At 54.5% G+C, this 13,482-nt stretch carries 6 protein-coding genes, 2 tRNA genes and 3 rRNA genes; all 11 read right to left on the reverse strand.

Annotated features, from left to right (window positions below; translation table 11 throughout):
- Window positions 1–75: 75 nt before the first annotated feature.
- The 11 genes from dctA to trkH all read right to left on the reverse strand — a co-directional run bounded on the left by dctA (window position 76) and on the right by trkH (window position 13,447).
- Entirely contained in the window at window positions 76–1,362 is a 1,287-nt protein-coding gene (gene dctA / locus ES815_RS08735; RefSeq protein WP_142487480.1) for a C4-dicarboxylate transporter DctC, read from the reverse strand.
- A 158-nt stretch (window positions 1,363–1,520) separates the two neighbouring features.
- A complete protein-coding gene (gene hmsP / locus ES815_RS08740; protein WP_221888532.1) occupies window positions 1,521–3,527 on the reverse strand; it encodes a biofilm formation regulator HmsP in 2,007 nt (668 codons plus the stop codon).
- Between the two features lie 196 nt (window positions 3,528–3,723).
- Complete coding sequence (gene birA / locus ES815_RS08745) at window positions 3,724–4,686, reverse strand: bifunctional biotin--[acetyl-CoA-carboxylase] ligase/biotin operon repressor BirA (RefSeq protein WP_142487482.1); 963 nt, start codon at window positions 4,684–4,686, stop codon at window positions 3,724–3,726.
- Window positions 4,683–5,711, reverse strand: coding sequence for a UDP-N-acetylmuramate dehydrogenase (gene murB, locus ES815_RS08750; RefSeq protein WP_142487483.1), 1,029 nt, complete (start codon window positions 5,709–5,711; stop codon window positions 4,683–4,685). Before murB ends, birA begins: the two co-directional genes overlap by 4 nt.
- Before the next feature lie 172 nt (window positions 5,712–5,883).
- Window positions 5,884–5,999 (reverse strand): 5S ribosomal RNA (rrf, locus tag ES815_RS08755).
- Window positions 6,000–6,090: 91 nt separating this feature from the next.
- Window positions 6,091–8,996: ribosomal RNA gene (locus ES815_RS08760) — 23S ribosomal RNA — on the reverse strand.
- 207 nt (window positions 8,997–9,203) lie between these two features.
- Window positions 9,204–9,279: transfer RNA gene (locus tag ES815_RS08765), tRNA-Ala, on the reverse strand.
- Between the two features lie 110 nt (window positions 9,280–9,389).
- Window positions 9,390–9,466, reverse strand: a tRNA-Ile gene (locus ES815_RS08770).
- A 71-nt stretch (window positions 9,467–9,537) separates the two neighbouring features.
- Window positions 9,538–11,079, reverse strand: a 16S ribosomal RNA gene (locus ES815_RS08775).
- Together the 16S, 23S and 5S rRNA genes with 2 tRNA genes alongside form the textbook arrangement of a ribosomal RNA operon.
- A gap of 361 nt (window positions 11,080–11,440) precedes the next feature.
- Window positions 11,441–11,983, reverse strand: coding sequence for a menaquinone-dependent protoporphyrinogen IX dehydrogenase (gene hemG / locus ES815_RS08780; protein WP_142487484.1), 543 nt, complete (start codon window positions 11,981–11,983; stop codon window positions 11,441–11,443).
- Window positions 11,984–11,995: 12 nt separating this feature from the next.
- Entirely contained in the window at window positions 11,996–13,447 is a 1,452-nt protein-coding gene (trkH, locus tag ES815_RS08785) for a Trk system potassium transporter TrkH (RefSeq protein WP_142487485.1), read from the reverse strand.
- Between the last annotated feature and the right edge of the window lie 35 nt (window positions 13,448–13,482).

Raw genomic sequence — 13,482 nt, forward strand, 5'->3', positions numbered from 1 at the left:
TTATGACAAGTATTCAGGGCCATTATGCGCAGGAGCCCGCACCCCGACAAGGGAATGCGGGCCAGAGAGAAGATTTTAGGAGGACAAACCCTGTGTTTTGCCGTCTGGCGCACGATTATTCAGCGTATCGTCGAGTTTTTTGTGGTCCAGCTCTTTCACCCACTTCGCCACCACGATGGTCGCCACGCCGTTACCCACCAGGTTGGTCAGCGCGCGGGCTTCAGACATAAAGCGGTCAATACCGAGGATCAGCGCCAGCCCGGCTACCGGCAGGTGCCCTACCGCAGAGATGGTGGCTGCCAGCACGATAAAGCCGCTGCCCGTCACCCCTGCTGCGCCTTTCGAGGAGAGCAGAAGCACCACCAGCAGCGTGATCTGATGGAAGATATCCATATGGCTGTTGGTGGCCTGAGCGATAAACACCGCCGCCATCGTCAGGTAGATCGAGGTGCCATCAAGGTTAAAGGAGTAACCGGTCGGGATAACCAGCCCCACCACCGATTTACGACAGCCCAGCTTCTCCATCTTGTCGAGCATGCGCGGCAAAGCCGATTCGGACGAAGAAGTACCCAGCACGATCAGCAGCTCTTCACGAATATAGCGGATGAACTTAAAGATGTTGAAGCCTGTGGCACGCGCAATACTGCCCAGCACCACCACCACAAACAGGATACAGGTAATATAGAAGCAGATGATCAGCTGGCCGAGCTGTACCAGGGTGCCAACGCCATATTTGCCGATGGTAAAGGCCATCGCCCCGAAGGCTCCGATCGGTGCCAGGCGCATAATCATGTTGATAATGCCGAAGATGACCTGCGAGAAGCTTTCAATCACGTTGAAAATCAGCTGGCCTTTGCTGCCGAGGCGATGCAGAGCAAAGCCAAACATCACGGCGAACAACAGCACCTGCAGGATGTTGCCGCTGGCGAAGGCGCCAATCACGCTGCCGGGGATCACATCCAGCAGGAAGGCGACCACGCCCTGATCCTTCGCCTGCTCGGCGTAGACCGCCACCGCTTTCGCATCCAGCGTCGAGGGGTCAACGTTCATACCCGCGCCAGGCTGAACCACGTTCACAATGATCAGGCCGATGATCAGCGCGAGGGTGCTGACCACTTCAAAATAGAGAAGCGCAACCGCACCCGTGCGGCCCACGGCTTTCATGCTTTCCATGCCTGCGATGCCGGTCACGACGGTACAGAATATAACCGGAGCGATCACCATCTTAATCAGCTTAACGAAGGCATCGCCAAGCGGTTTCATTTGGGCGCCTAATTCAGGGTAGTAATGGCCAAGCAGAATACCGATGGCGATGGCGGTTAAGACCTGAAAATAAAGACTTCTGAAGAGAGAGGTTTTCATAAGATGTCCTTGGGAAGAAAAACCGCAGGCAGTGTAGGGTTACTGCTCACCTGCGGCCTTAAAATAGCACCCAATAATCAGGACAAATAGAAGCTCAGGCTGAATTTGAAACACAAATGTTAAGAAACTTGAGCTGGCTCGCACAAGCCAGCAACATTTCATTCAACTGTGTGATTGTCATTCTGGTGAAGATAACGGCTTTCAAAAACATCGCCTGGAACGGCTTTAGCAAACAAAAATCCCTGTCCGCACTCCACCCCGGCATCAGCCAACCAGCGTCGCTGAGCGTCGGTCTCGACACCCTCGGCGATAATCTCCAGCTTCAGGCTGTGCGCCATCTGGATAATCGCCTCCACCATGCTGCTGTCGTCAGGCAGCTCCTCGACAAAGGCCTTATCGATTTTCAGCACGTCTACCGGCAGGGTTTTCATATGCTGGAGTTGACGCAGCCCGGCGTACCCCATGCCAAAATCGTCCAGCGCAATGCGCACGCCGGCATTACGTAGCGGGCGGAGTATTGCCACGGCTTCGTTAGGATCGTCGATCCGACGGCTCTCGGTCACTTCCAGTATCAGGGTATCAGGCTGGATGCGGTAGCGACCGATCATCTCCAGCAGCTCCGGGACCATGTTCGGGTGCATCAGCTGTAATGCCGACAGGTTAACCGACAATGGCATCATTATTCCCCGCGACTGCCAGGCTGACAGCAAACGGCAGGACTCCTCCAGCACCCAGTGACCTACGGTCACAATCAGACCGCAGTTCTCAATGCGGTCGATCAGCCCTTCCGGGAGCTCCCAGCTGCCATCGGCCTGGCGCATCCGCAGCAGCGCTTCAGCGCTCCTTACCTTGCCGGTATGCAGATCCACCTGTGGCTGTAGCCAGATAGCGAAGTGGTTGTGGTCCAGCGCGGTCAGAATATCGTTCTCTTCTGAGAGCCGCTGCTGCGCCTTCTCCATCTGCTCCGGTTCGAAGAACTGGATCTGGTTCTTTCCTTTCTGCCGGGCAGTAAATGCGGCAGAGAATGCCCGGCGGTAGAGCTGCTCGCCGGTCAGGTTGCCGTTAAACATGGCGATGCCGATACTGGCGCTCGGGCGCAGCTGGATCCCCTGTACCGGCAACCGTTCATTGATAACGGTGAGTACTTGCTGACCTAGCGTAATGGCGTGCCACGGTTCTTTGACGCCATTGGCGATAATCACAAAGTCATAGGCGCTTACCTGGGTCAGCACCATCCGCGGTGCCAGTACGGATTTGAGCTTTTCGACCAGCGTCAGCAGCACCATTTCCCGCTGGCTCTCCTTCAGCACGCCAGCGGTGTCCTGCAGGGTCTCACAGGCCACCACCATCAGCGCGGTAGTCTGCTGGCGTTTCACCGCCTGCTCCAGCAACGCCATCAGAAATGCCTTGTTGGGCAGATCCGACACTGCAAAGCGGGTGGCGTTGTGGTTGATCTCTTCATGCTGGCGCATCATGCGCTGCTGGTTCAGATTGTAGCTGCGTACCAGCATGCCAATTTCGTCGTCATGATGCAGACGAGGGACGGGTAGCTGATGCCCGATCTGCTGCTGCGGCGAAAGGGTATCCAGCTCGCGGGCAATCCGGCGCAGCGGGTGGACGATCAGCCGGTTGATGCACCAGGTCAGCGCCACGGTGAGCATCAGCGTCAACAATAAGTAAGTGGTTACCAACGTTGAGACCCAACTGATCACGAATTTGTACATTCGCCAGGAGTCCGATTGCAGCACCAGATAGGCCAGCGGCTGCGGGTTCGCCGGACGCTGCAGGGAATAGACCGGCAGCGAGATTTGTACCGGCAGCTCAAACAGGCGCTTCACCATCACCGGTACCGGACGCTCCGGAATAAAGTTCATGCGCAGCGCCTGAAACTGATTGGGCAGCACCACATCGGCCTGGCTGACGACGCCTGCCGGCCTGATGCTCTTAATAATGGATTCCGCCTGGGGAATGTCGCCCTTAAGAATGGCCGCAGAAAGGGGCTCACGGATTGAGCGGGCAATACTTTCGAGTTGCGAAGCCGTGTTATAGCGATTCTGCTGAATGGCATGAAACAGCAAAATGACGCAAAAGACAAAAACAAACACCATAGTGACGGCAGTCACCATCGCCATTTGTTTGATAGTTAAAGAGCGGCTGACACGCAAAATGAATCTCCAGAAACGCGAAACGCAGGTTAATCAACTGTTACCCCGCTGCTTTCAGAGTATACCTTATCGTGATGTATTTAAGAGAGTGTAACCAACCGTTTAGGGATTATTCTGGTTCCCGCTCCGCACAGGGTGTGGAGCGGTTGTTCAGGCCGGTTACAGCCCCGTATAACGGGGGCTGCAGCCTGGTGCCTTATTCGGCGCTGCGCAGTGAAATCTCTCCACCTACCCAGGGTTTTATAACCCCATCCTGTTCCAGCAACAGTGCGCCCTGCTCGTTAATACCCCGCGAGGTGCCGTAGATCTCTTTATCGCCAATAATGAGCTTCACCGGACGGTGAACAAAATTATCCAGCTTCTCCCAGCGAGGCAGGAACGGCGTTAACCCTTCCTGTTCGAAGATTTTCAGCGAGTGACGCAGCTCATTGATGACCTGCACCGCCAGGACGTTACGATCGATGGCGATCCCCGCTTCCTGCAGGTTGATCCAGCCCTGATTGATATCGTCTGCCTGCACGTTACGCATCACCAGATTGATCCCGGCACCCATCACGATCTGCGCCGCATCACCGGTTTTACCCGTCAGTTCGACCAGAATGCCGGCCAGTTTGCGATCCTTAAGATAGAGATCGTTTGGCCACTTCACCCGCACGTCGTCAGCACCAAGGGATTGCAGGACCTCTGCCAGCACAATACCAATCACCAGGCTAAGACCGATGGCGGCAGCGGGCCCCTGCTCCAGACGCCAGTACATAGACAGGTAGAGGTTGGCGCCAAAAGGCGAAAACCATTTACGTCCCCGGCGACCGCGTCCGGCCTGCTGGTACTCAGCCACACAGCTGTCGCCTGACTTCAGTTCGTTGAGCCTGTTGAGCAGATACTGGTTGGTGGAATCAATCACCGGCAGAACGGCGACGCTGTTATCGACAATCTGACTGTGGATAAAGGCTTCATTCAACAGCTGAACCGGCTCCGGCAGGCTGTAGCCTTTGCCCGGCACGGTAAAGACATCCACACCCCAGTCGCGCAGGGTCTGAATATGCTTGTTTATGGCCGCACGGCTCATTCCCAGCTGTTCACCGAGCTGTTCACCGGAATGAAAATCGCCGTCGGCCAGAATGGCGATCAGCTTCAGGGGGACAGTATGGTCTTTCATGCAATGGTCTCCACCGCGTTCACTTCACCGTGATGCCCGATAAAGCGCACTTCCGGCTCCAGCCAGACATTGAACTTCTCACCCACGCGCTGACGCACCTGATGGGCCAGCTGCACGACGTCATCGCTGGTCGCATTATTTTCGTTGATAAGCACCAGCGCCTGCTGGCGATGTACCGCCGCGCCGCCAAAGGTGGTGCCTTTGAGCTGACACTGATCGATCAACCAGCCGGCAGCCAGCTTAACGCTGCCATCTGCCTGCGGATAGTGCGGCGCATTCGGCCATTGGGCAAGCAATGTTTGTGCATTTTCGGCGCCGATCACCGGGTTTTTAAAGAAACTCCCGGCATTACCATTCACTCTCGGATCGGGCAATTTGCTCATGCGCATCTGGCAAACTGCCGTAAAAATCTCTTTCGCGGTCACAGTAGCGGGATCCAGACGGGTTAAATCACCGTAGGAGAGAACCGGCTTCCAGTTTTTTGTCAGGCGCAGACCGACCGCGACGATGACATATTTGTCCTGATATTCATGTTTGAAAATGCTGTCGCGGTAGCCGAAACGGCATTCATCAGCTTGTAAACGACGTGCTTCACCGGTAGCCAGCTCGATACAGTCTACATATTCACAGACGTTTTTGAGTTCAATACCGTAGGCACCAATGTTCTGAATAGGGGATGAACCGGCACAGCCTGGGATCAGGGCAAGGTTTTCCAGCCCCGGCATGTTGTGTTCAAGGGTAAATTGCACCAGATCGTGCCAGTTTTCTCCGGCACCCACGTGCAGACGCCAGCATTCTTGCGTCTCCTCAACCGCGATCCCACGGATGCGGTTAACGATCACCGTGCCGGAAAAATCTTCCAGAAAGAGAACGTTACTGCCCTCGCCCAGAATAAGAACGGGTTGGTGGTGTTGCGTGGCATGATTCCATGCGGCCAGCAGCTGCTGCGCATCGTCGGCTCGCACGATCTGTCGGGCATTTCGGTCGATACCGAAGGTATTCCAGGGCTTAAGGGAGTGATTCATAGAGGCTATCCAGATGCAAAAACCGGGATAGTTTACCCCATCGGGGGATCATTGTCGGCTGGAATTGCCGGGCCAGGGGGTGTTGTAGGCGGGTAAGGCGCAGCCGCCCGGCGGGTTTTCCCGCCGCAACGCAAAAAGCCCATCCGTGAGGATGGGCTTTCGCGTGTTTGATGCCTGGCAGTTCCCTACTCTCGCATGGGGAGACCCCACACTACCATCGGCGCTACGGCGTTTCACTTCTGAGTTCGGCATGGGGTCAGGTGGGACCACCGCGCTACAGCCGCCAAGCAAATTCTGTTGTCACCCCACCCGCAGGCGCAGTGAATAATCTGTATCAGCTGAAAATCTCTCAAATCCGCCGAAACAGCTTCGGCGTTGTAAGGTTAAGCCTCACGGTTCATTAGTATCGGTTAGCTCAACGCATCGCTGCGCTTACACACCCGACCTATCAACGTCGTCGTCTTCAACGTTCCTTCAGGAGCCTTAAAGGCTCAGGGAGAACTCATCTCGGGGCAAGTTTCGTGCTTAGATGCTTTCAGCACTTATCTCTTCCGCATTTAGCTACCGGGCAGTGCCATTGGCATGACAACCCGAACACCAGTGATGCGTCCACTCCGGTCCTCTCGTACTAGGAGCAGCCCCCCTCAATTCTCCAGCGCCCACGGCAGATAGGGACCGAACTGTCTCACGACGTTCTAAACCCAGCTCGCGTACCACTTTAAACGGCGAACAGCCGTACCCTTGGGACCTACTTCAGCCCCAGGATGTGATGAGCCGACATCGAGGTGCCAAACACCGCCGTCGATATGAACTCTTGGGCGGTATCAGCCTGTTATCCCCGGAGTACCTTTTATCCGTTGAGCGATGGCCCTTCCATACAGAACCACCGGATCACTATGACCTGCTTTCGCACCTGCTCGAGCCGTCACTCTCGCAGTCAAGCTAGCTTATGCCATTGCACTAACCTCCTGATGTCCGACCAGGATTAGCTAACCTTCGTGCTCCTCCGTTACTCTTTAGGAGGAGACCGCCCCAGTCAAACTACCCACCAGACACTGTCCGCAACCCGGATTACGGGTCTACGTTAGAACACCAGCCATTAAAGGGTGGTATTTCAAGGATGGCTCCACGCAGACTGGCGTCCACGCTTCAAAGCCTCCCACCTATCCTACACATCAAGGACCAGTGTTCAGTGTCAAGCTATAGTAAAGGTTCACGGGGTCTTTCCGTCTTGCCGCGGGTACACTGCATCTTCACAGCGATTTCAATTTCACTGAGTCTCGGGTGGAGACAGCCTGGCCATCATTACGCCATTCGTGCAGGTCGGAACTTACCCGACAAGGAATTTCGCTACCTTAGGACCGTTATAGTTACGGCCGCCGTTTACCGGGGCTTCGATCAAGAGCTTCGCGTTGCCGCTAACCCCATCAATTAACCTTCCGGCACCGGGCAGGCGTCACACCGTATACGTCCACTTTCGTGTTTGCACAGTGCTGTGTTTTTAATAAACAGTTGCAGCCAGCTGGTATCTTCGACTGATTTCAGCTCCACCCGCAGGGGCTTCACCTACATATCAGCGTGCCTTCTCCCGAAGTTACGGCACCATTTTGCCTAGTTCCTTCACCCGAGTTCTCTCAAGCGCCTTGGTATTCTCTACCTGACCACCTGTGTCGGTTTGGGGTACGATTTGATGTTACCTGATGCTTAGAGGCTTTTCCTGGAAGCAGGGCATTTGTTGCTTCAGCACCGTAGTGCCTCGTCATCACACCTCAGCGTTAGTAAGGCTCCGGATTTACCTGGAACCTCCGCCTACATGCTTAAACCGGGACAACCGTCGCCCGGCCAACATAGCCTTCTCCGTCCCCCCTTCGCAGTAACACCGAGTACAGGAATATTAACCTGTTTCCCATCGACTACGCCTTTCGGCCTCGCCTTAGGGGTCGACTCACCCTGCCCCGATTAACGTTGGACAGGAACCCTTGGTCTTCCGGCGAGCGGGTTTTTCACCCGCTTTATCGTTACTTATGTCAGCATTCGCACTTCTGATACCTCCAGCATGCCTCACAGCACACCTTCGACGGCTTACAGAACGCTCCCCTACCCAACAACACATAGTGTCGCTGCCGCAGCTTCGGTGCATGGTTTAGCCCCGTTACATCTTCCGCGCAGGCCGACTCGACCAGTGAGCTATTACGCTTTCTTTAAATGATGGCTGCTTCTAAGCCAACATCCTGGCTGTCTGTGCCTTCCCACATCGTTTCCCACTTAACCATGACTTTGGGACCTTAGCTGGCGGTCTGGGTTGTTTCCCTCTTCACGACGGACGTTAGCACCCGCCGTGTGTCTCCCGTGATAACATTCTCCGGTATTCGCAGTTTGCATCGGGTTGGTAAGCCGGGATGGCCCCCTAGCCGAAACAGTGCTCTACCCCCGGAGATGAATTCACGAGGCGCTACCTAAATAGCTTTCGGGGAGAACCAGCTATCTCCCGGTTTGATTGGCCTTTCACCCCCAGCCACAGGTCATCCGCTAATTTTTCAACATTAGTCGGTTCGGTCCTCCAGTTAGTGTTACCCAACCTTCAACCTGCCCATGGCTAGATCACCGGGTTTCGGGTCTATACCCTGCAACTTAACGCCCAGTTAAGACTCGGTTTCCCTTCGGCTCCCCTATACGGTTAACCTTGCTACAGAATATAAGTCGCTGACCCATTATACAAAAGGTACGCAGTCACACCACAAGGGTGCTCCCACTGCTTGTACGTACACGGTTTCAGGTTCTTTTTCACTCCCCTCGCCGGGGTTCTTTTCGCCTTTCCCTCACGGTACTGGTTCACTATCGGTCAGTCAGGAGTATTTAGCCTTGGAGGATGGTCCCCCCATATTCAGACAGGATACCACGTGTCCCGCCCTACTCTTCGAACTCACAGTGCATGTATTTTTGTGTACGGGAGTATCACCCTGTACCCTGCGACTTTCCAGACGCTTCCACTAATACATACGCTGATTCAGGTTCTGGGCTGCTCCCCGTTCGCTCGCCGCTACTGGGGGAATCTCGGTTGATTTCTTTTCCTCAGGGTACTTAGATGTTTCAGTTCCCCTGGTTCGCTTCGTTAAGCTATGTATTCACTTAACGATAGTGTGTCGAAACACACTGGGTTTCCCCATTCGGAAATCGTCGGCTGTAACGGTTCATATCACCTTACCGACGCTTATCGCAGATTAGCACGTCCTTCATCGCCTCTGACTGCCTAGGCATCCACCGTGTACGCTTGGTCGCTTAACCTCACAACCCGAAGATGTTTCTTTCGATTCATCATCGACTTGCGAAAATTTGAGAGACTCTGACACACCGCTTATCTGCTCTTATTACGGAGAACAGACACGGCGTGTCGTTTCAATTTTCAGCTTGATCCAGATTTTTAAAGAGCAAAACTTCGCAGCGCACCTTCTCAGGTACACTCTGAAGTTTTCTTGTTGTCGCAGTAAAGGATGGTGGAGCTATGCGGGATCGAACCGCAGACCTCCTGCGTGCAAGGCAGGCGCTCTCCCAGCTGAGCTATAACCCCATCGCAAAATGCTAATCTCTGTACCGCTAATTCTTTCTGAGACAAGGCGTGGAATAACGAAGCATACTTAAGTATGTGAGTTATTCTGCAACGCAGTATCAGGAAGAATTTGGTAGGCCTGAGTGGACTTGAACCACCGACCTCACCCTTATCAGGGGTGCGCTCTAACCACCTGAGCTACAAGCCTGCAGAGATTTTTTACTGCTGTTTTTTCATCAGACAATCTGTGTGGACACTACAAAGGCAGGTTCTTTAAGGTAAGGAGGTGATCCAACCGCAGGTTCCCCTACGGTTACCTTGTTACGACTTCACCCCAGTCATGAATCACAAAGTGGTAAGCGCCCTCCCGAAGGTTAAGCTACCTACTTCTTTTGCAACCCACTCCCATGGTGTGACGGGCGGTGTGTACAAGGCCCGGGAACGTATTCACCGTAGCATTCTGATCTACGATTACTAGCGATTCCGACTTCATGGAGTCGAGTTGCAGACTCCAATCCGGACTACGACGCACTTTATGAGGTCCGCTTGCTCTCGCGAGGTCGCTTCTCTTTGTATGCGCCATTGTAGCACGTGTGTAGCCCTACTCGTAAGGGCCATGATGACTTGACGTCATCCCCACCTTCCTCCAGTTTATCACTGGCAGTCTCCTTTGAGTTCCCGGCCTAACCGCTGGCAACAAAGGATAAGGGTTGCGCTCGTTGCGGGACTTAACCCAACATTTCACAACACGAGCTGACGACAGCCATGCAGCACCTGTCTCAGAGTTCCCGAAGGCACCAAAGCATCTCTGCTAAGTTCTCTGGATGTCAAGAGTAGGTAAGGTTCTTCGCGTTGCATCGAATTAAACCACATGCTCCACCGCTTGTGCGGGCCCCCGTCAATTCATTTGAGTTTTAACCTTGCGGCCGTACTCCCCAGGCGGTCGACTTAACGCGTTAGCTCCGGAAGCCACTCCTCAAGGGAACAACCTCCAAGTCGACATCGTTTACGGCGTGGACTACCAGGGTATCTAATCCTGTTTGCTCCCCACGCTTTCGCACCTGAGCGTCAGTCTTTGTCCAGGGGGCCGCCTTCGCCACCGGTATTCCTCCAGATCTCTACGCATTTCACCGCTACACCTGGAATTCTACCCCCCTCTACAAGACTCTAGCCTGCCAGTTTCGAATGCAGTTCCCAGGTTGAGCCCGGGGATTTCACATCCGACTTGACAGACCGCCTGCGTGCGCTTTACGCCCAGTAATTCCGATTAACGCTTGCACCCTCCGTATTACCGCGGCTGCTGGCACGGAGTTAGCCGGTGCTTCTTCTGCGAGTAACGTCAATCGATGAGGTTATTAACCTCACCGCCTTCCTCCTCGCTGAAAGTACTTTACAACCCGAAGGCCTTCTTCATACACGCGGCATGGCTGCATCAGGCTTGCGCCCATTGTGCAATATTCCCCACTGCTGCCTCCCGTAGGAGTCTGGACCGTGTCTCAGTTCCAGTGTGGCTGGTCATCCTCTCAGACCAGCTAGGGATCGTCGCCTAGGTGAGCCGTTACCCCACCTACTAGCTAATCCCATCTGGGCACATCTGATGGCAAGAGGCCCGAAGGTCCCCCTCTTTGGTCTTGCGACGTTATGCGGTATTAGCTACCGTTTCCAGTAGTTATCCCCCTCCATCAGGCAGTTTCCCAGACATTACTCACCCGTCCGCCGCTCGTCACCCAGGGAGCAAGCTCCCCCGTGCTACCGCTCGACTTGCATGTGTTAGGCCTGCCGCCAGCGTTCAATCTGAGCCATGATCAAACTCTTCAATTTAAGTTTGATGCTCGTGAATTAAACTTCGTAATGAATTACGTATGTTCACTCAGAGACTTTGGTATTCATTTATTGTCCGAAGACATTAAGAATCCATGTCACTTTGAGTGCCCACACAGATTGTCTGATAAATTGTTAAAGAGCAGTGCAACGCGGCTTTCGCTCACCGTTGCGAGGTCCCGTATAATACGTTTTCCTCTTTCAGAGTCAAGCGATAATTTCACGCTTTTCCCTGCTGACCCGGCGGCTTGTTTGCCGTTGTTCCATGTCAGTGGAGGCGCATTATAGGGAGTTCTTCGGCGGTGACAAGCATAAATCTCAAAAAGTTTTTCGTTCGCTTACTTTTCAATCTTTACGTTTATTAAAGCCGCGGATTGCCGGTTAATTGTGCGATTTCCCGGGCAAAACTGGAGACCTGGGACCAGTCGGTGTAGACCACTTCTTTGCGTGTATCCGTTTCGCCGCCGGTCATCTTCATAATAAGACGGATCATAAAGCGATCGTACCAGCGATAGCGTGGGTAACGCAGGGCACCGGCAAAGACGGCACAGGCCGTTGGCTTCCAGGGCGAGTTCAGCAAAAACTTACGCGTGTAGCTGTTGGTCTGCGGGGTACGCTTTTCCGCTTTACGCGCCACCAGGTTCACGGAGAAGAAAGCGCCGGGCAGGCTGTTCAGCGTTGCCGTATGCTTTTTCACAAAGCGATCCACCGCCGGATGGAAATGGCCGTAGCGGATGGAGGCGCCGATCACCACCCGGTCATACTCCTGCCACGCAATCTCTTCGGTGCGGTTCAGGTTAATGACGTCGGCATAGATGCCCTGCTCTTTTAACTCAGAAGCCAGAAAAGCGGCAATCTCGCGCGTTTGCCCATCGCGTGTTGAAAATAGAATGAGTGTTTTCACAAATGGCTCCCTTTATTCGCGCCAGAATGTTGGCGTAAAGAGGACCAACAGCGTAAAGACCTCAAGACGCCCGAACAGCATGTTGGCAATCAGGATCCACTTCGCGGTCGGATTCATGCTGGCAAAGTTATCTGCGACCACGCCAAGGCCCGGTCCCAGGTTATTTAATGTAGCCACAACGGAGGCAAACGCCGAGAAGTCATCCACGCCCGTCGCGATAATCGCCAGCATGCTGACGATAAAGACCAGCGCGTAGGCGGAGAAGAAACCCCACACCGCTTCGAGAATACGTTCTGGCAGCGCACGGTTACCCAGCTTGATGCTGTAAACCGCATTCGGGTGCACCAGACGCTTAAGCTCACGGTTGCCCTGCTTAAACAGCAGCAGGATACGGATCACTTTTAACCCGCCCCCCGTCGACCCGGCGCAGCCGCCGATAAAGGCCGAACAGAGCAGCAGAACCGGCAGGAAGAGCGGCCAGCGCGCAATACTGTCGGTGGTAAAGCCTGCGGTCGTCGCCATTGACACCACCTGGAAGAAGGCCTGGTTCAGCGTAGTGACCGCCGAAGCATAGACATCGTGTAGCCACAGCACCAGGGTACAAATCACTACCAGCGTCAGCTGCACGCCGATAAACATGCGGAATTCCGGATCGCGCCAGTAGACCTTCAGGTTACGACCACTGAGTAAAGAGAAGTGCAGACCATAGTTACAGCCGGAGATGAGCAGGAAGACCGCAATAATGGTGTTGATGGTCGGGCTGTCAAAATAGCCGATGCTGGCATCATGGGTGGAGAACCCCCCAATCGCGATGGTGGCAAAGCTGTGGCCGATAGCATCAAAGGCCGGCATTCCGGCGAACCACAGCGCCAGCGCACAGGCGACGGTTAACAGCACATAGATGAGCCACAAGGTTTTGGCCGTCTCGGCGATACGCGGGCGCATCTTGTTATCTTTCAGCGGCCCCGGCATCTCTGCCCGGTAGAGCTGCATCCCCCCGACGCCCAGTATCGGCAGGATCGCCACGGCTAATACAATGATCCCCATCCCGCCGAACCATTGCAGCATCTGGCGATAAAAGAGGATGGCATGGGGCAGCGAGTCCAGCCCCACCAGCGTGGTGGCCCCGGTGGTGGTCAGCCCGGAAAAGGATTCAAAGAACGCATCGGTGATGGTCAGGTTGGGCTGTTCGGAAAAGATGAAGGGCAATGCCCCCACGCTGCCCAGCACGGTCCAGAACAGCACCACGATAAGGAAGCCTTCGCGGGATTTCAGCTCCCCCTTCTCACGACGGTTAGGCCACCACAGCAGGGAGCCAATCATCAGCGCGACGAAAAAAGTCTGCGTAAAGGCCCGGCCCGCACCATCCCGATAAATAAGCGCCACCAGTCCGGGGAGGATCATCGTCCCGGAAAAGAGTATGACCAGCAATCCAACGATTCGGGTTATGGCACGAAAATGCATCTCTGCCGCTTCCTTAGGTATTCAATAAGTAAGGT

Source organism: Leclercia adecarboxylata (assembly GCF_006874705.1).
Lineage (GTDB): Bacteria > Pseudomonadota > Gammaproteobacteria > Enterobacterales > Enterobacteriaceae > Enterobacter > Enterobacter adecarboxylatus_C.